At 60.9% G+C, this 19,064-nt stretch carries 20 protein-coding genes; 4 read left to right on the top strand and 16 right to left on the bottom strand.

Features of this window, described 5'->3' with window-relative positions:
- Nucleotides 1-10: 10 nt before the first annotated feature.
- The 13 genes from B1781_RS19990 to B1781_RS19930 form a co-directional block, all read right to left on the bottom strand.
- Nucleotides 11-268, bottom strand: coding sequence for a 4a-hydroxytetrahydrobiopterin dehydratase (locus tag B1781_RS19990; protein WP_078121341.1), 258 nt, complete (start codon nt 266-268; stop codon nt 11-13).
- A 25-nt stretch (nt 269-293) separates the two neighbouring features.
- Nucleotides 294-770 carry a ferritin-like domain-containing protein gene (locus tag B1781_RS19985; protein ID WP_078121340.1) on the bottom strand — a complete coding sequence of 159 codons (477 nt, stop codon included), beginning with the start codon at nt 768-770 and terminating at the stop codon, nt 294-296.
- Nucleotides 771-792: 22 nt separating this feature from the next.
- Nucleotides 793-1,110 (bottom strand): BMC domain-containing protein, encoded by a 318-nt coding sequence (locus B1781_RS19980; RefSeq protein WP_078121339.1) that lies wholly within the window; start codon nt 1,108-1,110, stop codon nt 793-795.
- 39 nt (nt 1,111-1,149) lie between these two features.
- Nucleotides 1,150-1,443, bottom strand: coding sequence for a BMC domain-containing protein (locus tag B1781_RS19975; protein ID WP_078121338.1), 294 nt, complete (start codon nt 1,441-1,443; stop codon nt 1,150-1,152).
- 48 nt (nt 1,444-1,491) lie between these two features.
- Entirely contained in the window at nt 1,492-1,761 is a 270-nt protein-coding gene (locus B1781_RS19970) for a carboxysome peptide B (RefSeq protein WP_078121337.1), read from the bottom strand.
- Nucleotides 1,742-2,020, bottom strand: a complete 279-nt coding sequence (locus B1781_RS19965) for a carboxysome peptide A (protein ID WP_078121336.1) — start codon at nt 2,018-2,020, stop codon at nt 1,742-1,744. The genes B1781_RS19970 and B1781_RS19965 overlap by 20 nt, the downstream gene beginning before the upstream one ends.
- Nucleotides 2,020-3,423: a carboxysome shell carbonic anhydrase gene (locus B1781_RS19960; protein ID WP_334223801.1), complete on the bottom strand. Its 1,404-nt coding sequence runs from the start codon at nt 3,421-3,423 to the stop codon at nt 2,020-2,022. The genes B1781_RS19965 and B1781_RS19960 overlap by 1 nt, the downstream gene beginning before the upstream one ends.
- Nucleotides 3,424-3,637: 214 nt before the next feature.
- Nucleotides 3,638-5,926: a CsoS2 family carboxysome shell protein gene (locus tag B1781_RS19955; RefSeq protein ID WP_078121334.1), complete on the bottom strand. Its 2,289-nt coding sequence runs from the start codon at nt 5,924-5,926 to the stop codon at nt 3,638-3,640.
- A 74-nt stretch (nt 5,927-6,000) separates the two neighbouring features.
- Entirely contained in the window at nt 6,001-6,345 is a 345-nt protein-coding gene (locus B1781_RS19950; protein ID WP_078121333.1) for a ribulose bisphosphate carboxylase small subunit, read from the bottom strand.
- A gap of 50 nt (nt 6,346-6,395) precedes the next feature.
- Nucleotides 6,396-7,811 carry a form I ribulose bisphosphate carboxylase large subunit gene (locus B1781_RS19945; protein WP_078121332.1) on the bottom strand — a complete coding sequence of 472 codons (1,416 nt, stop codon included), beginning with the start codon at nt 7,809-7,811 and terminating at the stop codon, nt 6,396-6,398.
- 663 nt (nt 7,812-8,474) lie between these two features.
- Nucleotides 8,475-9,149 carry a bifunctional DNA primase/polymerase gene (locus B1781_RS19940; protein ID WP_078121331.1) on the bottom strand — a complete coding sequence of 225 codons (675 nt, stop codon included), beginning with the start codon at nt 9,147-9,149 and terminating at the stop codon, nt 8,475-8,477.
- 18 nt (nt 9,150-9,167) lie between these two features.
- Entirely contained in the window at nt 9,168-10,124 is a 957-nt protein-coding gene (locus B1781_RS19935; protein ID WP_164513482.1) for a sulfotransferase family protein, read from the bottom strand.
- Nucleotides 10,114-10,380: a pyruvate kinase gene (locus B1781_RS19930; protein ID WP_078122157.1), complete on the bottom strand. Its 267-nt coding sequence runs from the start codon at nt 10,378-10,380 to the stop codon at nt 10,114-10,116. Before B1781_RS19930 ends, B1781_RS19935 begins: the two co-directional genes overlap by 11 nt.
- 211 nt (nt 10,381-10,591) lie before the next feature.
- Between B1781_RS19930 and B1781_RS19925 the strand changes: the two genes are divergently transcribed.
- From B1781_RS19925 to B1781_RS19910, 4 genes are all read left to right on the top strand, one after another.
- Entirely contained in the window at nt 10,592-11,077 is a 486-nt protein-coding gene (locus tag B1781_RS19925) for a carbohydrate-binding protein (RefSeq protein ID WP_334223800.1), read from the top strand.
- 323 nt (nt 11,078-11,400) lie between these two features.
- Nucleotides 11,401-12,714 (top strand): DEAD/DEAH box helicase, encoded by a 1,314-nt coding sequence (locus tag B1781_RS19920; RefSeq protein WP_078121328.1) that lies wholly within the window; start codon nt 11,401-11,403, stop codon nt 12,712-12,714.
- Nucleotides 12,715-12,818: 104 nt separating this feature from the next.
- Nucleotides 12,819-13,073: an RNA recognition motif domain-containing protein gene (locus tag B1781_RS19915; RefSeq protein WP_078122156.1), complete on the top strand. Its 255-nt coding sequence runs from the start codon at nt 12,819-12,821 to the stop codon at nt 13,071-13,073.
- Nucleotides 13,074-13,296: 223 nt separating this feature from the next.
- Entirely contained in the window at nt 13,297-14,607 is a 1,311-nt protein-coding gene (locus B1781_RS19910) for an ATP-binding protein (protein WP_078121327.1), read from the top strand.
- 188 nt (nt 14,608-14,795) lie between these two features.
- Here the strand turns inward: B1781_RS19910 and B1781_RS23345 are convergent, their stop codons facing one another.
- Genes B1781_RS23345 through B1781_RS19895 form a run of 3 tightly spaced genes read right to left on the bottom strand, consistent with a single transcriptional unit; the run spans nt 14,796 to nt 18,494 of the window.
- Nucleotides 14,796-16,088 carry a putative bifunctional diguanylate cyclase/phosphodiesterase gene (locus tag B1781_RS23345; protein ID WP_334224001.1) on the bottom strand — a complete coding sequence of 431 codons (1,293 nt, stop codon included), beginning with the start codon at nt 16,086-16,088 and terminating at the stop codon, nt 14,796-14,798.
- Complete coding sequence (locus B1781_RS19900) at nt 15,985-17,580, bottom strand: PAS domain S-box protein (protein ID WP_078121325.1); 1,596 nt, start codon at nt 17,578-17,580, stop codon at nt 15,985-15,987. Before B1781_RS19900 ends, B1781_RS23345 begins: the two co-directional genes overlap by 104 nt.
- Entirely contained in the window at nt 17,577-18,494 is a 918-nt protein-coding gene (locus B1781_RS19895; protein ID WP_164513480.1) for a substrate-binding domain-containing protein, read from the bottom strand. The genes B1781_RS19900 and B1781_RS19895 overlap by 4 nt, the downstream gene beginning before the upstream one ends.
- Between the last annotated feature and the right edge of the window lie 570 nt (nt 18,495-19,064).

Genomic DNA, 19,064 nt, shown 5'->3' with positions numbered 1-19,064 from the left:
CGGATGCCGGTCAGGCCGCGGCCCCGCGCAATTGGTCGAGTGCTCCGGCAAACTCACGTTGTGCCGGGAGGATCGACTTGTCGGTGTCGTCCGCATGAATCGTGATGTTCACGTAGTCACGGCCGAAACCCATGTCGGGGTAGTAGTTCTCGCGCTCGGACAGATCGGCCGCGGCATCTAGAAAATCGCGCAATGCATCGTAGTTGGCGAATTCGTAGCGCTTCTCAAGGCGATTGGGTCGGTTGCGTTCTTGCCATTCAGTTGCCATGGTTTGTCTCCTGCGATAACGGGTGTCAACGGTAGCTGCGTCGTCCATTCGCGGCGGCCGTCGCCGGTTGCAGGCTGGCCTGCCAGCCCAACAACTCCTGGTGGTGCGAGCGTTCGTCTTCGTGCAATGCCTCGAAAAACGTTCGATGATCGTGGTCTCCAACACGCGCACAATGATTTACAGCGTTGCGATACAGCTCGATCAATTCGCTCTCGAATTGCTGATTGATCTGCAGCAGCGACGACAGGTCGCGGGCCAGGCGAACCGGGCGGAGCTGAGAGGCGCTAGGAGCCACACCGGTTGCAAGCATGCGCTCGATGATGCGGTTCACGTGTTGCAGTTCCTCTTCCGACTCGTTGCGCAGACGGGCGGCGGCATCGGCCAGTCCCCAGGACGCGACAAGTCGCGCCTGGGTGCTGTACATCTGCACTGCCGAGAGTTCCAGGCTGAGCGCTCTGCCCAGGTAACCCAGTACCCTGTCGTCTGCCCGTGCGGTCAACATCGGTCAGTTCACCCAGGCTGCGTTACGCCGCAGCCTTCGAGTCGGAAGCACCACCGGTCGGCAACACGGGCTCAACCTCGCGGTGCGGACGCGCGATGATGTGTGCGGCTACCAGGCCGTCGCCGACGCGCTCACAGGCGTCTGCACCGGCACGCACGGCTGCGTTGACCGCGCCGGTCTCGCCGCGAACCAGCACGGTGACGTAACCGCCGCCGACGAACTCACGACCGATCAGTCGCACCTCGGCGGCCTTGGTCATGGCGTCTGCCGCTTCGATGGCGGGCACCAGGCCACGCGTTTCAATCATACCCAGGGCGATACCGTAGTTTTCACTTGCCATTGTCTTTCTCCGTTTAGAAGTAGCTGTCTGTTATTGGGGTTACTTGTTGTTGCCGAGTACCGGCTCAACTTCGCGGTGCGGACGCGCGATGATGTGCGCCGCGACCAGACCATCGCCGACGCGTTCGCAGGCGTCGGCACCGGCACGCACTGCTGCGTTGACGGCGCCGGTTTCGCCACGGACCAGCACCGTGACATAGCCGCCGCCGACGTATTCACGTCCGATCAGCCGCACCTCTGCGGCCTTGGTCATGGCGTCTGCCGCTTCGATGGCGGGCACCAAGCCACGCGTCTCGATCATGCCTAGTGCGATGCCGTAGTTTTCAGTTGCCATCGTTGTCTCCTGTAGCCCCATCAGGGCGAATGTTGAAACCTGTGTTGTTCATCGACCTTGGTCAGTTGCATCGTGCGGCGGCCATTGGTCGATTACCCCGCAGATGGTGAGATCGGTGAGGATCTCGAAATCGCCGGCCGCAAAACGCGCGGCCGATCCGCTCGCCAGAAACACCCAGTCGCCCGGTTTGGCGCCGACCGGATCGGTGGCCGCCTGGCGCTTGCCGCTGGCATCGCGTACGACGCGAAACACCGAGTGCTTTAATCCTTCGATACGCGAGGTGCACACCAGCGAACCTTCAACCTGCAGGATCTGCATCGGCGGCCTCCATACCTTCCGGGGGCCACTTGTCGATGATCCCGACAATCGTCAGGTCGCTCGGATAACCCTTGCTGCCGGCTGCTTCGCGCGCCGCCGAGCTGCCGACGCAGATCACCCAGTCTCCCGGTTTGGCGCCGACCGCGTCGACCGCGACCTGCGACGAGCTGCCATCGCGTACCACCTGCAGGTGTTTGTGTTCCATCTCGGCGATACGGTTGGTCGCAACCAGCGGACGTTCGACCTGGCAGATCTTCATCAGTGACCTCCTGCCTGCTTATGTGCATTGACTGAACACGCCAGCAAGTCGATCGAACCCGCCGCGTCACAGTCGCGCGTCACCTGCAGCACATGCAGCAGACCCTGTTCGGCAAGGCTGTCGAAGCGCGCCTGCAGTGCTTCGGAAACACGCGCACAGTGCTGTTCGGCGCGTTCACGCGAACCTGGCACCTGACCGTGGTGATCGAATCGAACGATGACGGGAACCGGTAGACCGTGCGCCACGTTCAGGCCGGTAAAGATCTTGATACCGACATCCAGATCGGCGGTCGCTTCCTCAACGGTATTGAGATACGCGAAGTACATCAGGTTGCGCAGCTGGATCTCTTCGAAGCCGACGCCGGCACCGATGAAGCGTTCGGCGTGGCCGATGTCGGCGTAGTGATCACCATGGTTGCTGCGCACATAGGCGATCTGCGACAGATTGTTTTCGATCAGGCGCTCGACGAGCTGCGCCATACCGGGCTGAACATCCGGCGTACAGGCGCGGATCGCATCGGCAATCGCATGCGTGGCTTCAGACGCGCTCGACCGGGCGGTCGCGTCGAACAGGGACAACGCATCGACCGCGGTGTCGAGGTCGATGGCGCCCTCTGCGTCAGGTACGTGGACGCGGATCGCGTCGGTGTCGGTGTCCAGACCGATCAACAATAGATCGATCGAGGCGCCGCAACAGAAACTGTTTTCGATCGCTTCGCGGAAGGCATACAGACGCTCGCGTCCGGCCTGTGCGGCCTTGGCGGTGTCCGAGCCGTGCGCGGCACAACCCTGGTGTTCCGGGTCGACTGAACTGTAGTGATACGTCACCGCTTTCAAGTAGCGTGTCGGTGCATCGGCCGTGTTCGGCTGACCTTCGCGGAAGCGACCCAGCTCGACCTCGGTCCACTTCTGAATGCTGTCCTCGATATCGAACAGGGCACCCGCATACGACTTGCGGCGTACCGACTGTTGCGGCAGACGCAGTACATAACGCACGAGGTGCGCAAGGCGACCGTCGGCACATGGCGAGACATCGAGCGTATGGAAACCGCAGGCCTGCAGGAAGCTATCGAAGTCATCGGCGCCACGACCGGCATCGACGGCCAGCGGATCATTCCGATAGTAGTCGTCGCAGAAGTGGCGATAGGTCGAGAACACGCACCAGGCGAACAGACGACGCATGTCCAGCTGTGTGACCCAGGCATCCGCAAGGATCTCTTGCGGCAGTTCAAAGCCAAGCTGAGCGCGGGCAATCTTCTGCGCCTGCTGTTCGAAGTCAGCCTCGTGCTGCAGGGCGGAGATCTGCTTCAGCGTCGGCACGATATTGTCGAACGCCGCTTTCACGTCGCGCTCATAGCCGAACAGACGCTGATTCTCTTCGCTGCGGCACAGCGGGTGAGACACAGTACCGGCTCGCGCAGGGCTGCGGCCTGACGGTCCACGCGTGCGACTACCGACGGCCAACTGCTCGACCGCGCCGGGGCGGCGCAGCGGTGCAGGCTGCGTTGACCGCGTGCCCTGGCGGGTACGAAGTCGACCGGATTGTCGGGTTGAGCGAAGCATGTCGGTTGTCGTCAGTTCGTGTTGCGTTGCTGTATCAGTTCAATCGATGCCGGCCTTAGCCGCGAGCACCGCCGGAGTAGGTCACCAGCGAGCCCTGTGCGGTATTGCCGCTGCTACCGGTTACCTTGCTGACCGGCTGCGGAGCTTCTGCCGGTTCGGCGGCGCGCGCACCCATTGCGCTCATCGGTGTACCGCGACGCGTAGTGTTGCGTAATGATGCTGAAGCACCCTCGGTACCTGTCACCCGGTCGCCGCGATCCCAGTCGTCGCCGGTGATCTTCGGGCCGGCATCCTGGCCTTCGCCGGTGATGCGCGACTTGATCCGGCCGTCGATCTCGGTGGCTGTGGCTGCGACCGGTTGAGGTTCGCGTGGGCCTTTGCCGAACCGCGCCTCTTCGGTGCCGGTGACCTTGCCGCCGGCTTTACCGAACGGGCCGGTGATCTGGCCTTGCTCATACTGCGAGCCGGTTACATGGCTGGCATGGGCCGCGTGTTGCGCCGCATGCGACGGCGACTGCACGCTGAAGTCTTCCCAAGGGGCGCCTTCGAGCGGTTGCGGAAAGTCAGGGCTGCCGGGTTCTGCGGCAACCGCCGGGCAGGCGAGGGCGGCCTGGTCGGCACCGACATAGGGCGTGCCGCTGACGGTTTCGCAGGCACCTTTGCTGTCGCCGGTCATGCTGCCTCCGACTGACGGTTGCTGGCCGGTCATCGGCTTGCCGAAGCTGCGCTTGCTTGGGTCCATGCGTTTACGGGCATCGAAATTTTCTTTCGGCTCGCAATAGGTCGCGTATTGCTCATTACCGGTATAGGGCGTGCCGGTAACCGCTTTGCAGGTGCCGGGCTCATTGCCGGTAACCCGCTGCGAGCGGCCGGTCATGCTGCCGGTGACTTCTTCGCCACCGCCGGTGCCCGAGACACCGACCTTGCGGTCTTTCGGCTCCGGCTTGGTCTTGCAGAAGCTGGTGAACTGTTCCTGGCCGATGTAATCGTCGCCGGTCACGTTGCGGCAGCTACCGGCTTCGTCGCCGGTCATACGCTCGCGCCGACCGACCAGCGTGCCGCTGACGGTGCCGCCACGCAGCGTTTTGCTTTGTCCGACTTTTGCCGGTGCGCCGCGACCTTCCATCGGTTGCGTCGTATTGGTGTACTGGGTGCCGGTGAGTTCGCGCTGTGCGCCGGACTCATCACCGGTGACCTTGCCGCTGCGACCGACGTTGTTGCCGGTGACCGATTTGCCCTTGCGGGTCTCGCTACCGGTTACGCGGTTGGCCGCCGGCGCAGGCTTGGTGCCGCAGAAGGCTTCGTCCTGTTGCGCACTGACATACTCCGAACCGGTCACGCGCTTGCAGGTGCCGGGCTCGTTGCCGGTGACTTTGCTGCTGCGGCCGACTTCGTTGCCGGTCACGGCATTGCCGCGTGACGTGGAGGTACGCGAGCCGCGCTGCGGTGTCTTGGCAGGATCGGTCTGGCAGAACTCGCGGAAGATGTCGGCTCCGAGGTATTCGGTGCCGGTCACGTCGCGACAGGTGCTGGCCTCGTTGCCGGTGACGGTCTTATCGCGACCGACCATGGTGCCGGTGACGGTCTGACCCTGGGTCGTTTCACTGGCACCGACTTTCCACGGCGCGTCTTGGGCTGCGCCTTGGCCGTTGGTCTGCGGTTTGCGCCGACGTCCCGTAGGCGCAGTTTTCTTCTGACCACTGCTGCCACGTTTGCTGCGTTGCTCACGCAGGGCTTGGGCGAGTTCACGACCCGACAGCTGCGGGTTGGCCGCACGCGCGGTCTGTGCCTCGGACATGCCGCCGTTGCTCAGGCCGGCCTTGCCACGCGTCGATTGGGCGCGGCGACGGGCCAGTGCAGCGGCCTTGCTCGGATTCTGTGCAAGGGTGGAGCGTTTCGGTCGGCGCGTACGGGCACGGGCCGTGGAAGTCTCCGGTGCCTTGTTGCGTTTGGTCTTGTCGCCACCGCAACCACAGCCGCAACCGGCGTCGCCGGTCGTCATGGCATCGTTCGGCTTGGATGCATTTATCTCAGCTTTGCTTGCAACCGGCTTGGCGCGTTCATTACCCGTACGGGTACGATCGGCGCTGCTGATCGCCTGCTTGCCTTTGCTCGACATGGCAAGACGTCGTGCCCGCGACGCCGTGCGAGCGCCTTCGCCGGTGGCTTGGCGGCGCGGTTGGTAGGCTTTCGTCGGGCTCGCCGCAGCACTCGACGGGCTGGCAGGTGCCGCTGCCGGCGAGGGTGACACCGAACTCTTGGCGATCGCGCTCTTGCCACCGCTGGACATCGCCTTGCGTCTTGCCAGGGCCAGTGCCCTGCCGTTTTGTGCTGTTGCTGCCATTGTTGTCTCTGCCTATATCAACCGTGTTCGCCAGGTCGCAAGGGCGACCTGCATTTCAACGTTGCCTGTTGCGATCAGGCGCGCCCCTCGTGTACGACAAAGCACACGCCTTGGCTCTGGGTGTAGTTGTCGTAGCCGATCAGGCGGACGTGGTGGTCGGGATAGGTGCGGCGGCAGGCTTCGATCTCCGCAGCGACCGCGTTCAGATCCTGTTCGCCGAACATCGGCAGCTTCCACATGGTCCAGTAGTGGTCACGCGAGTTCGACGGATGCTCGTGTTCGATGGCCGGGGTCAGACCCTGGGCGATCATGTAGGCGATCTGGTCGTACACTTCTTCCTGGGTCAGCTTCGGCAGAAAGCCAAAGGTTTCCAGCGTCTGCGCGGTTTGAAAATCACCGACTTCGTTGCTCATGGACATGGTTTAGTCTCCTGATAATTCCGGTTGCTGTGGTTGTTGCTTGGCGCGGCTCAGCCGACGTCCAGCTTGTCCACGGTGTCGAACTCGAACTTGATCTCTTTCCAGGTCTCCATCGCGATCGCCAGCTCGGGGCTGTGACGCGCGGCTTCGGTCAGGATGTCGCGTGCCTCTTTCTCGATCTCGCGGCCTTCGTTACGCGCCTTGACCGAGGCTTCGAGTGCCACTCGGTTGGCTGCCGCACCTGCTGCGTTGCCCCACGGGTGACCCTGGGTGCCGCCACCGAACTGCAGCATCGAGTCGTCGCCGAAGATCGTGACCAGTGCCGGCATGTGCCATACGTGGATACCGCCGGAGGCGACGGCCATGACGCCGGGCAGCGAGCCCCAGTCCTGGTCGAAGAACACACCGCGCGAGCGGTCTTCCGGTACGAACGATTCACGCAGCTGGTCGACGAAGCCCAGCGTCGACTGACGGTCGCCTTCCAGCTTGCCCACGACGGTGCCGGTGTGCAGGTGGTCGCCGCCGGACAGACGCAGACACTTGGCCAGTACGCGGAAGTGGATGCCGTGTTTCGGGTGACGGTCGATAACGGCGTGCATGGCGCGGTGGATGTGCAGCAACATGCCGTTCTTGCGGCACCAGTTGGCCAGACCGGTGTTCGCGGTGAAACCGCCGGTCAGGAAGTCGTGCATGATGATCGGCGAGCCAACCTCTTTGGCGAACTCGGCACGCTCGTACATCTGCTCGGGATCGGGCGCGGTCACGTTCAGGTAGTGACCCTTGCGCTCGCCGGTTTCCTGTTCGGCCTTCTGGATGGCCTCACCAACGAACTCGAAGCGATCGCGCCAGCGCATGAACGGCTGCGAGTTGACGTTCTCGTCGTCCTTGGTCATGTCCAGGCCGCCGCGCAGACATTCATAGACGGCACGACCGTAGTTCTTCGCCGACAGACCGAGCTTCGGCTTGATCGTCGCACCCAGCATCGGACGGCCGTACTTCGACAGGCGGTCGCGCTCGAGTGAGATACCGGCCGGCGGTCCGCCGCAGGTCTTGATGTAGGCGATCGGGAAACGGATGTCTTCCAGACGCAGGTGGCGCAGCGCCTTGAAGCCGAACACGTTGCCGACCAGCGAGGTCAGGACGTTGACCACCGAACCTTCTTCGAACAGGTCGATCGGGTAGGCGATGAAGGCGTAGAAAGATTCGTTGTCACCCGGCACGTCTTCGATGCGGTAGGCGCGACCTTTGTAGTATTCCAGGTCGGTCAGCAGCTCGGACCACACGGTCGACCAGGTGCCGGTCGATGATTCAGCGGCAACCGCGGCCGCGACTTCCTCACGCGGAACGCCCGGCTGACCGGTGCACTTGAAGCATGCGAGCAGATCGGTATCGAGCGGCACGTAGTCCGGGGTCCAGTACATGTCGCGGTATTCTTTAACGCCTGCATCGTAGGATTTCAGGGCCATGTTTAACTCCTGTTCTTGCTGTGTCAGCGGTTCGGTGAGGTTTGCCTCGATGTGGCGTGAAGCTTAGGGAGCGGCTCCGCAGGGCTTCCAATAAATCCTCCTGCGGAAATTCATAGAATGCGGTCTATGAGTGGCTGACGGTGGGCGGCGGCCGGGGTGTGGGAGGGGGCGACCCATCACTCATTCGTGCGCGGTGCAAAGGTTTGCCGGAGGCACTTGGAGAACCGTTGAAACGCCCGGCAATTCATAGTCTTATCAGATTGCCTGCACGCTAAGGCCGCGGCGTCATCGCGTGCGGTCACGCGGCTTTAAGAGGGTTGTTAGTGATCGTGTCGCAGCGGAAGAAGCGCGGGCAGGTGTAGGCGCCAGACGCCGAAATCGGTCACGAATAGATGCGTTTCGCAGTTACGCATTGAAACCATCTATGAAGCTCGCGATGGGTGTCGAGATGCGTTCGGGTGAACCTTCATGTTCGGCATCCAGGCCGAACGCGCCGTCTGCTTATCGATGTCAGTTGTTGGCGTCGGGTAGCGCGGCAGCCGCATGAAAAGCTATGCGGACTTGTGCATCCTGGGGACAACCACACACTGCCTGTTGATAATGCTTGCAATCGCGGCGTCTCGACATCGCTGGCGATGCTCGCTCCGAGCATCGCCAGGCTGACTAGTGGCGTCTGCGCTGTAACAACAGGCCCAACATCGCACTGAGCGGCATCAAAATGTTGGCGACTGCCAATATATGAAAGATGTTGCGCGGCAGGCTACGGTTCGGCAGTGCGCGTAGCGCCTCGACGGTTGTTGGTGGCAGATCGGCAATCTCTGCGTCACGATTGACCCATCGATAGCGGCACCCTGAATAGTGCACGGAGGGGGGAGCGGTTGCGAAGCTGTATTCTCCCTTCACATCGATACCGGGCGCCAGCTGTCCTGCTGCGGTCGGCACCTTGCCACCGGGATGGCGATAGTAAAGGTGAATGCCGTTGCCCGTCTGTGCCGTGAGTGTCTCCGGTAGATCGAGCAGTCGCATTGACGCCTTACCGCCTTGCGGATAATCCACGTCGATGATGATCAGGTTGTATTTCTCACCGGTCAGAACGGCAACATTGGTATCGCTGTCATTTGCACGATCAGCATCGCCTTTCGAGCGTTTGAGAAAGGTGCGCACGAGATGCACAACCGACCTGGGATATTTGCCGTTCTTCTTGACGAAGTAGTCGCCCAGGACGTGTTGGTACGGCGGTCGCAGCGGGAGAATGCCGAATCCTCTTTCCTGCAATAAGGTTGTGGCCGCGGCCTTCTCGGAGCTTTTGGCAGTATTCTTTTTTCGTGTTTTTTGCATTGCCAAGTGCCGGCGTGTTCAAGGTTCTGGCCTTAGCCAGTGCCCCAGGTCTCGGTCGATCAAATCCTGCAGGCGCAGGATGTCCTCACGGTACTCATCCAGGAGGTGTGTCCAGATCTCCGCGTCCAACGTTGGGGCATTCCTCAGTGAAAGTCTTTTGATGCGCTCGCGCCCTTTTATCCTGACGGATTCGGGAAGCAGTGTTCGGGCGAGAAAACGCAATGGGTTGGGACGGGTCAGCAGTTGTTTCACCGTGCCGGATCTATGCAGCCCGCCGACGTTGTGGGATGTCGACATATCGGGTCGGAAGGTATCGACGCCGATATGGCTGCACAGCTTGTCGAGCATCTGCTGCGGTTGCCGCCGAAAATCTTCGTACAGGTGTACCTGGATGTTTTCCCGGCCAAACAGCTCGATGTACTGTTTGAGCGGTTCGAAGTAGAAGCTGCGAGCCAGGTAGACACCGCTCTCGCCGTGGTAGTGCTTGGCTTCCTGCTCATGCGCTATGGCCTGTAGAAAGTCATCGTGTGCCTCACGGTTGTCTCGGCGGTACATCACGAAGGCGGAATAGGCGCGCTCGATCGGCTGGCGCAGCACGGCAATCAGCCGTGCATCGGGAAAACGTGCGTGCAGGCCGTTAGCTGCTTTTGCGGAATGCAGGTAGGTGGTTGATGCTTCGCCGATGGCTGTTTCATTGCGCCTTCCCTGGAACAGCTCGATGTAGTCGTCCCAGCGGGTAACCGCACGCTTGGCGTCCCCGGCGTTGACGAACGTCGGGTTCTCGTCCTCCAGCGTGAAGAAATGTGGTTCCTTGGTTGGGCTCATGAATATCCGAGGATGCTGCGCCAGATATGCAGCCAGGGCAGTGGTCCCGGCTTTCGCCGTGCCAAGGATGAAAAAGTTCGGCAGAGCCGTCGTCGTCGATGTCGGCGTGTCGGCGCCAGTGCCATCCGCACCCAGGGATTCAGCATTCATGTTGTTGTTCTCCTTCAGTGCCGATGCGGATCTTCGGGCCCGGGAGATCGACGCAGGTGGGGAGGCGGCACGTGGTTTGTTTTTCGGCGTCACGCAGGCGTTCGATCGTGCGTGCATGCGAGTCGAAGTCGCCGTGCAAAAAGCTGAGCCGCGCGACGTTCATGCCGGCGATCAGCATCTTCGTCGGGATGTCGGCTCTGTCCGACGTCGGACCGATGATGCACACCAGCTTGGTTTTGTTACCGGGCAAGCGCATGGGCGCTTCTCATGTAGTGAATGGCGGCGCCGAAACGTCGTAGTCGCTGCCTTGGGCGCAATTGCGACAATTATACTGCCGCATGCGCATTGGTGCTGGTAGCGGCGGCCGATGCCAAACTGAAAGTAAGCGCCAAGCCGGAAGCCGGTCGAATCCCGGCGGCTATGCCGAAGCCGCGCCGAGCGGTAATCTGGGCGCATGGGGGTGTTACATGCAAAAGCGGAAAATTTCCCATCCATCGCAAACCAGGCCCGACGCCGAGTCCAGCGTCGAACAGGACTGGCTCGATCTCAGCACGTTGGCCGAAGTCGAATTGACGTCGGAAGACCCCGATCACCCGATCGAAGCGGCATTTGCCCGGGCGGGCGGTGAAGGTTGGCGGGCCGGCGCGCCCGGTCCCCAGTTGATCCGGTTGATCTTCTTCGAGCCGCTGCGAGTGCGTCATATAAGAGTGCGGTTCGACGAGGCGGGCGTTGAGCGCACGCAGCAGTATGTGTTGCGGCATGCGGCGCAACCGGGCGAGGCATGTCGCGAGATCGTCAGGCAGCAATGGAACTTCAATCCGCGCACCGCGCCTGTCGAAGTCGAAGATCACGCGGTCGATCTGCCGGCAACGAGGGTATTGGAGCTCGAGATCGATCCCGACATGGGTGACCCGTCGGCGTTTGCCAGCCTCAGTCGCCTGCAGGTCGCATAGCCAGTGGCGCGGTGTCGATGCCGCGCCAGTTCGACAGGTTTCTATGCGGCGCTCTTGGTGGTTTTTTCGAGAACCTTGGCAGGTAGGTGCATGTCCGCCATGAGCAGCGAGCGGGACTCTCCGCGGATAATGCGTCGATACGGCATTTAGTATTTGTTTATTCCAATACCCTGGGATACTATGCGGCTTTCCGCGCACCATCCGGTCGGTGTGCTGACCTCGCGATCGTCTCCCTCGCTGATAGACCCTCCCGAACTTACATAACTCTACCTTGGGCCGGCACCGTCTGAATGACGTTGGGTTTGAGTTGGAGAAACGTTTCCTTGTCATTTGAAAACCTCGGTCTTTCGACCGGCCTCCTGCGCGCCGTTGCGACGCAGGGTTATACCTGCCCCACGCCCATCCAGGCGCAAGGCATCCCAGTCATTCTCGAAGGCCGCGATGTACTCGCCGGAGCCCAGACGGGAACCGGAAAGACCGCCGCCTTCACGTTGCCGATGCTGCAGCGCCTGAGTAGCCGCGGTCATCCCAAGGCCAACGGCAAAGGCCCGCGCGCGCTGGTACTTGCGCCGACCCGCGAGCTCGCTGCCCAGGTGGGCGAGAGTGTCAGCGTTTACGGTGCACATCTGCCGTTGAAGTCGACCGTTATCTTCGGCGGTGTCGGCATCCAACCGCAGAAAGACGCATTGCGTCGCGGTGTCGATATCCTGGTGGCTACGCCTGGCCGATTGCTCGACCACGTGCAGCAGGGCACCGCAGACCTTTCGGAGGTCGAGATCCTGGTGCTGGACGAGGCCGACCGCATGCTCGACATGGGCTTTATCCACGACATACGCAAGGTGTTGGCCCTGTTGCCCAAGCGCCGCCAGAACCTGCTGTTCTCGGCCACCTACTCGAATGACATCAAGCGACTCGCCGACAGCCTGCTGCATCAGCCGGTGTTGATCGAGGTGGCGCGGCGCAATACGGCTGCCGAGTCGGTGACCCAGCATGTCTATCGCGTGGACAAGGATGGCAAGCGTGACCTGTTGATCCACCTGATCGATGACGGGCAATGGTTCCAGGTTCTCGTGTTCACCCGGACCAAGCACGGCGCCAATCGCCTGGCCGAGCAGCTCAATCGCGCCGGTATCGATGCCGCGGCTATCCACGGCAACAAGAGCCAGGGTGCGCGTACCAAGGCCTTGACCGGTTTCAAAGACGGTAGTCTGCGCGTGTTGGTCGCCACTGATATCGCCGCGCGCGGGCTGGATATCGATCGCCTGCCGCACGTCGTGAACTACGAACTGCCGAACGTGCCGGAAGACTATGTGCATCGCATCGGTCGTACCGGTCGTGCGGGAGAAGAAGGTGCAGCGTTGTCGCTGGTCGGCAGCGACGAGGTGAAACTGCTCAAAGACATTCAGCGACTGCTGAAAAAGGATATCCCGGTGCTGCAGGTGCCGGTGTTCGAGCCGAAGGCCTTGGCGCCGGCACGTCAACCCGAGCCGACTAAGAAAAGCCGGTCGGGTGGCGGCAGGCAACAACACGGCAAACCCGGCGGCAAGCGGCCGCAGAACAACAACGGCAGCGCCCCGTCGTCGCGTCGCAAGCGGCGCTCGCGTGGCGGTCGTCCTGCGGTAGTCGGGCAGGCTTGATACGTTCAATGAATTCGCCAGCAATGGCAAATCACCACCGCGTCTTGTGTGTTGGCTCAACGGTGGTGTCTCTCTTTCAACACACAGATTAGGAATGAATGATGATGAATATTTACGTCGGCAACCTGCCGTACAGCGCTACCGAAGACGAACTGCGTACGGCTTTTGCCGCCTTTGGTGATGTCAACCGTGTCAACGTGATCACCGATCGCGATACCGGCCGCTCGAAGGGCTTTGCCTTTGTCGAAATGGCTGACAACTCCTCCGGCGACGCAGCGATCAAAGGTCTCAATGAGACCCCTATGGGCGGTCGTAACCTCAAGGTGAACGAAGCCAAGCCGCGCGGCGATCGTCGCTAATCAACGGCAATGATCCGCGCGGCATCGCGCCGGGTGGATCTATCAGCGCGGTGCATGGCGAAATTCGCCGGCACCGCCGCTTTTTCAGCACGGCTTGATTGAATACCGTTCAAGCCAGTTGATGTTCTCGGCGTTCTGCCGAGCGCATTGCATTGCTCGCGGCAAAGGTGGTAAGAACCTACACATTGCCGCCAAGGGGCCGACGTGACGTCGGTAACCACAGATGAGCACATGCGACCCATCTGAAGAACCATCCATCGACACGGCCGCTGCGCTGCAGGCGCTCAGCGCGTTGGAATATCAAACCGGTGAACTCGACGAATATCTGGCGCGGATAGCCGAGTCGGTCAGCCGCTTGCTGGGCATCGATTGGTCGGTGGTGACGCTGGCAGAGAATCCCGGGTTCGACCGTATCCTCGCAAGCTCGAAAGACATCGGCGCTGCGGCCGAAAAGACCTATGCCCTGCATGGCACTGTTACGGCACAGGTCATCGACAGGGGGCAATCGCTGTGCGTTGCCGATACGGCCACTGCTCCGCAACACGGCACCCTGCCCGAGGGTTATCGCGCCTACGTCGGCGTTCCGCTGCGTACCTCGGATGGCCGGACCATTGGCACCATCTGTTCGTTCCATGCGCAGCCGCGACAGTTTTCGCAGAACCACGTGCAGATCACCAGCCTGTTTGCCGAGCGTGCCGCGGCCGCCATCGAGCGCTTCTTCGCCTTCAAAAAGCTCGAGGCGTTCAACAGCAGGCTCGAGGAACTGGTCGACGAGCGCACGCGCCAACTGAAAGAGACGCAGTCACAACTCGTTGAGCGGGAACGGCTGGCAGCCATCGGCGAGTTCGCTTCCATGATCACGCACGAGGTGCGTTCGCCGTTATCGACCATCGACATGGCGCTCGATTATCTGCAGCAAGGCGATTTGCCGGCCGGTGCTGTCAAGCGCGTGGGCTTGGCATCGCAGGAGAGTCGGCGCCTGCAGGTGCTGCTCAGTGAGATTCTCGCGTTCGCCAAACCGCAATCGCTGCATCGCCATTCGCTGGATCTGGATGCGCTGATTACAGAGGCCCTTCTGCCACTGTCGGAGCTGGCGGAATCCGGCCGCCGGACCATCGATTATCGCTGCCAGGCCGACGCGACTGTCGCGCTCGTCGATCGTGACAAGTTCATCCAGGTACTCACCAACCTGGTGAGCAATGCCTTTCAGGCCACGTCAGATGACCAGTCCGTTGCGGTGACGCTGTGCGCCGAACCCGAACCCGGTTGGATCGCGCTGGAGGTGCGCAATCCTGGGCAAATCGCCGAGCGCGATCTCGACCGATTGACCGAGCCTTTCTTCACGACCCGTGCTCAGGGTACAGGCCTGGGGTTGGCGATCGTCAAGCGCATTATCGATGCGCACGAAGGGCGGCTGGAGATCAGTTCTGATCCGCTGGTCGGGGTTTGCGTGAAGGCATCGTTCCCGGCGGATGTCGGGCCGCTGTCTGCCGAGGCCGGTGATCATTCGGCAGCGGGGCCTAGCAGTCGATAGCACGTGCTTCGTATCGCTATCGACTGAAGCAAGCGAGCCGCACTGTGTGCAGCATGCCAAACAACCACGGCCGTCGGCGCGGTGTAATGCGCACGACGGAGACCAGTCCGGCTTTGCCTGGATGCCGTGCTATCGCGCGCCGTGACCGGTACCGAATCGCACTGGCTGCAACAGTCTCTTCAGCTTGATCAATGCAAGGGTTCGCGGCGGTGGATCAGGGCGACTGTTTCGGTCGTCGCCTCCCGATTGCCCACGAGTTTTTCGAATTCATCGATCGGCATGGGTTTGCCATAGAGATAACCCTGGCCGAAATCGCATCCAATCGCGAGAAGCAGCCTGCGTTGCTCGGCCGTTTCGATACCCTCGGCGATCACCCGTAGCCCCAGTTTGTGGGCCATCACTACGATAGCCTCGCACAATGCCAGGCTATCGTTCTCGGGGCCGAGGTTGCGGGTGAAGCTCTGATCGATCTTCACGTAGTCTATCGAGAACTTCTTGAGGTACGAGAGCGACGAGTAACCGGTGCCGAAATCGTCGACAGCACACTGAACGCCGGCGTCGCGTAGCAGGCGTAGCTGGTCGTCGACAATGTCGTCGCCTTGCAGCAACACGCCTTCGGTGATTTCGATAACGACGGACGGACACGGCGCTTGCTCGCGCAAGAAATCGATCCAACCGGCGCATAGCCTATCCGGGTGGCGGAGCTGCACGGGTGAGATGTTGATGCTGATCTGAAAATCGGGACAGATCAGTGGCTGCAAGACGGCTGCGTTGCGCACCGCTTCGCGAAACACCCAGTCGCCGATATCGTTGATAGTGCCTGTCTCTTCGGCCAGGGGAATGAAAGCACCGGGACTGATCATGCCGTGTTCCGGGTGACGCCAGCGTAGCAGTGCCTCTGCCTTGATGATCCTGCCCGTCTCGAGATCGACGATCGGTTGGTAGTAGATGATGAACTGCTTTTCGTCGATTGCCTGGTGCAGGGCAGAAATCAGGTGCATGCGCACTTGCGACGCCTTTTCCATGGCGGCCGTGTAGTAACAGAAACGGTTTCGCCCCGAACGTTTCGCATTGTACATGGCCTGGTCGGCGCCTTTGAGCAGATCGGTGACGCTATCGGCATCGTCAGGGAAGCAGGCGACCCCAATGCTGGCCGAGACAAAGGCGTCTTCGTCACCGAGCCGGTACGGTTCGGCCAGGGTTCTGAGAATCGCCGTAATGACCGGCTCGATATCCAGCGTCTTGGCGAGCCCGGGAAGCGTCACCGTGAACTCGTCGCCGCCTATGCGGGCAACGGTGTCATCGGTGCGCAGGCAGCGCTGCAGACGTTTCGCCGCCTCCAGCAGCAGCTCGTCGCCCAGGTCATGCCCGAGACAGTCATTGACTTCTTTGAACCGGTCGAGGTCGATGAACAGCACGGCGAGCAAGGAGTTGTCGCGTCGGCAACGATTGATGTCCTGCGCGAGACGGTCGGCGAACAGTCGGCGATTGGGGAGTCGGGTGAGTTGATCGTAGTTGGCTTGCTCCCAGATAAGGGCGTCTGCGCGTTTCTTTTCGGTGATGTCGTGAAACATCGCTACGTAGTGGCGATGTTTCACCGTCTTCATCGCGAACCACGTCAACCGACAGCCAAGCGGCGTATTCTTCGCCATCCTTGCGCTGATGCCAGGTTTCTCCCTCCCAGCGCCCGGTTTGTGCGATGGCTTCATTGATCGCGAGCAGCAGCTCACGGCCGCGTTGATTCGAGAACAATATCCCGGGAGGCCGATGACGGACGTCGTCGAATGCATAGCCGGTGATCGCGGTGAAGGCCGGGTTCACCGCAATGATCCGCAGACGTTCGTCGACAATCGCAATCGCCTGGCCGCTGTTGCGGTAGACTGCGTCGGCCAGGCGCAACGCTTTTTCGGAGGCGATCTGCTCGGTGATGTCGCGGACGACGCCATACAGGGTCGGTCGCTTGCGCGCGCTGGAGGTGCCGATCAACTCTGCCCGAAAATGGACGGTACGCCGTCGTCCGTCGATTGTGTCTATACCCAACTGCAGTTCAACCGGATGGTCCGGTTTCAGTTTTTCCATGGCTGAAAGGAACTCGATGCGTTGCTCGGTGCAGACGAAAGGCAAGAAACCACCCTCGGCGACCACCTGGTCGACCCCGCAACCAAAAATGCCGGGCGCGTCTCCTGCCATCCAGTCGAGGCGGGTCTCGCCGTTGTCGAGTTGCTGTCCGGTAAAAATCAGATCGTTTGCAATCGACGAAATAATGCGGAAGCGTTCTTCACTCTTGCGTAGTTCCTTTGCTGAACGTTCTTTGGCCGATAACAGGCCGCTTAGGTTCTCACGCATCGTGTTGAAGGCATCGTAAAGCACGCCTATCTCATCGCGCCGGGTCGATTTGAGTGAGCGTGACATGTCTCCCTTGGCAACCCGCTCGGCCGATCTTTGCAAAGTCAGCAACGGTTGAACGATGCGTCGCTCGATGAGCAGAAAGATCAGGATCGCAGATAGCAGCAGTTGGCACAGCAGAAGCAGGCCTTGCACCAGCAGCTTATTGCGCAGTGCCTGCTGGATGTTGGTCGAGGTGATTCCCAGACGAAGCGACCCGAGGCGACGCCCATCGAATGTGATATCGAATTGTGCGCTGGTCTGTGAACCGCTCTGTTCGATATCCTCGCCGAGCGCGACGATAATTTCGTCGAACTCGTCTTCGACGATGACTTCTGCAACATCCGGGTCGTTCAATACGGCGGCGGCCAGCTCGTTGGCATAAGGATAGTCAGCGGTCCAGATGGCCAGTGCGATGCCCGATTTCAGGATCTCGGAATACTGCGCCATGCGTGCCCGCACGTGTCGTTCGGTCTCCTGATCGAACTGAACATACGATTCGTACAGCGTGAAAAGCGTCGCGGGAATGAACAGGCCCAGTAGCGCGGCAACCAACAGGGCTTTGCGCAGCGAGGGCTTGCCCATCATCGATTCGCTGCGACGGATGTGGTCGTCGTTGAGATGATCCAGGGCAGCGTGACACCATCGAGTGAGTCGCGCATTGCTTGGTAGCTGCTTTGTCCCATGGCGCGGAAGTCAATCCCGACATAGCCATGCACCAGGCGGTCGTCGAGCAGGCGCTGCATTTCAGGGTCGATGTTGCCTACGCCGACGATGACGTAGGTGTCGCCACGGATCAAGCGGTCTTCGAAAGCCTGTATCGCTTGGCGGTAGCGTAGCGCCTCCACCACCGGCCAATGTCCTACCGACAGCAGGACGTCGACATCCATGGTGGACAGCGTGATCCGCGTTTGCAGCAAGGCGCGATCGATCTGGTCACCGGTATTCCATGGGCAGCGTGGATCCTCGGTCCATCCGCCCTGTCCATCGAGGGGGGTGCCGGTCGGGTAAGCCGGGTCGTTGCTCAACTCACGTCGGATGCCGGCAACCCGCTGTTCGAGGTTGGGGTCGTGTGCGGCCGTCATCAAACAGATTCGCCCGCCGCGGGGGACATGCCGTTTTGCCATCTTTGCCAGGCTTCGACCGAACTCGAAGTTGTCGATGCCGACGTAGATGCGATGCTTGCCGTCTTTTGAGGTTTTGAGTGGCGAGTCGAAGGTAATGACCGGGATCGTTGCTGATTCAAGAACCTGTTCGATCTCTCTTGATGAAGTCACCGACACGGCCAGGGCATCGAATCGTCCCGACTGCAGCGCCTCTCGAAGCGCCTCGGCCTGCAGGTGGACGTTGGCCGGGCCGGGGTTTTGGATGAGTTCGCATTCGTCACCGTTGCGCCTCGCGACGTCGTCGCAGCCCTGGAAGGTCACAACGAAATTGGGGTCGCTGGAGCTCTTGCCGACGATGCCGAATTTTTCGGCTGCGCATGGCTGCAGGATGCTCAACGCAAATACGAAGAGAGTCGTCAGAAAAGTGAATCGGGCGTCATGGGCGTCCCTGTTCGTCAAACCGGCAGCTTTGTTGCAGCGGTTGCAATGACTCGAAAGGGGCGCTTGTGCGTCTCTGTTGTCAGCCGGGTCGTTCAATGTTGAACAACCGGCTTCAGCCCTCGATGCATTTCTCACCTCAATCATGACGTCGACCATCAGTTTTCCATTGTGCCAACTGTTGGGTATACGAAGGCGGAAGGTGGCGGCGGCATCCTTCCGGCCGACGCTTCAAACGCATTGTTGGGCCTTGGCTCAAACGCCTATTCACGGTATCCGGCCTGTATGCGTTTCAACGGTAGTGAATGCCGGGTCGGATCGTCGTCGCCAAGGGCAGGGCAATCCCGGAAAAATGCGCTCTCATAAGCGTTTAGCGTTCAGCCTAGCACCGTCTTTAGGCATGCATGGCGGCGTTCGGTTCAGGACAAAGGTGGGGGCACTCAATACGAAAAAACCCTGTCGGACATACCGGCTCGGTGCGTCGAACGACCCCAGCTGACGCAACGTTAAGACTGGGTTTCGCGGCGT

Origin of the sequence: Thiosocius teredinicola (genome assembly GCF_002009425.1) — a bacterium.
Taxonomy (GTDB): Bacteria; Pseudomonadota; Gammaproteobacteria; order Chromatiales; family Chromatiaceae; genus Thiosocius; species Thiosocius teredinicola.
The sequence above is the reverse complement of the archived record's forward strand: the minus strand, read 5'-3'. Positions and strand labels throughout refer to the sequence as shown.

What these genes read in the sequence shown, in the direction of transcription:
- B1781_RS19900 (WP_078121325.1), bottom strand. Translation starts at nt 17,580, where the DNA reads ATGATGGGCAAGCCCTCGCTGCGCAAAGCCCTGTTGGTTGCCGCGCTA.
- B1781_RS19945 (WP_078121332.1), bottom strand. Translation starts at nt 7,811, where the DNA reads ATGGCCCTGAAATCCTACGATGCAGGCGTTAAAGAATACCGCGACATG.
- B1781_RS19970 (WP_078121337.1), bottom strand. Translation starts at nt 1,761, where the DNA reads ATGCAGATCCTGCAGGTTGAAGGTTCGCTGGTGTGCACCTCGCGTATC.
- B1781_RS19925 (WP_334223800.1), top strand. Translation starts at nt 10,592, where the DNA reads ATGCAAAAGCGGAAAATTTCCCATCCATCGCAAACCAGGCCCGACGCC.
- B1781_RS19980 (WP_078121339.1), bottom strand. Translation starts at nt 1,110, where the DNA reads ATGGCAAGTGAAAACTACGGTATCGCCCTGGGTATGATTGAAACGCGT.
- B1781_RS19930 (WP_078122157.1), bottom strand. Translation starts at nt 10,380, where the DNA reads ATGCGCTTGCCCGGTAACAAAACCAAGCTGGTGTGCATCATCGGTCCG.
- B1781_RS19940 (WP_078121331.1), bottom strand. Translation starts at nt 9,149, where the DNA reads ATGCAAAAAACACGAAAAAAGAATACTGCCAAAAGCTCCGAGAAGGCC.
- B1781_RS19990 (WP_078121341.1), bottom strand. Translation starts at nt 268, where the DNA reads ATGGCAACTGAATGGCAAGAACGCAACCGACCCAATCGCCTTGAGAAG.
- B1781_RS19935 (WP_164513482.1), bottom strand. Translation starts at nt 10,124, where the DNA reads ATGAATGCTGAATCCCTGGGTGCGGATGGCACTGGCGCCGACACGCCG.
- B1781_RS19915 (WP_078122156.1), top strand. Translation starts at nt 12,819, where the DNA reads ATGAATATTTACGTCGGCAACCTGCCGTACAGCGCTACCGAAGACGAA.
- B1781_RS19975 (WP_078121338.1), bottom strand. Translation starts at nt 1,443, where the DNA reads ATGGCAACTGAAAACTACGGCATCGCACTAGGCATGATCGAGACGCGT.
- B1781_RS19910 (WP_078121327.1), top strand. Translation starts at nt 13,297, where the DNA reads ATGAGCACATGCGACCCATCTGAAGAACCATCCATCGACACGGCCGCT.
- B1781_RS19965 (WP_078121336.1), bottom strand. Translation starts at nt 2,020, where the DNA reads ATGAAGATCTGCCAGGTCGAACGTCCGCTGGTTGCGACCAACCGTATC.
- B1781_RS19950 (WP_078121333.1), bottom strand. Translation starts at nt 6,345, where the DNA reads ATGTCCATGAGCAACGAAGTCGGTGATTTTCAAACCGCGCAGACGCTG.
- B1781_RS19955 (WP_078121334.1), bottom strand. Translation starts at nt 5,926, where the DNA reads ATGGCAGCAACAGCACAAAACGGCAGGGCACTGGCCCTGGCAAGACGC.
- B1781_RS19985 (WP_078121340.1), bottom strand. Translation starts at nt 770, where the DNA reads ATGTTGACCGCACGGGCAGACGACAGGGTACTGGGTTACCTGGGCAGA.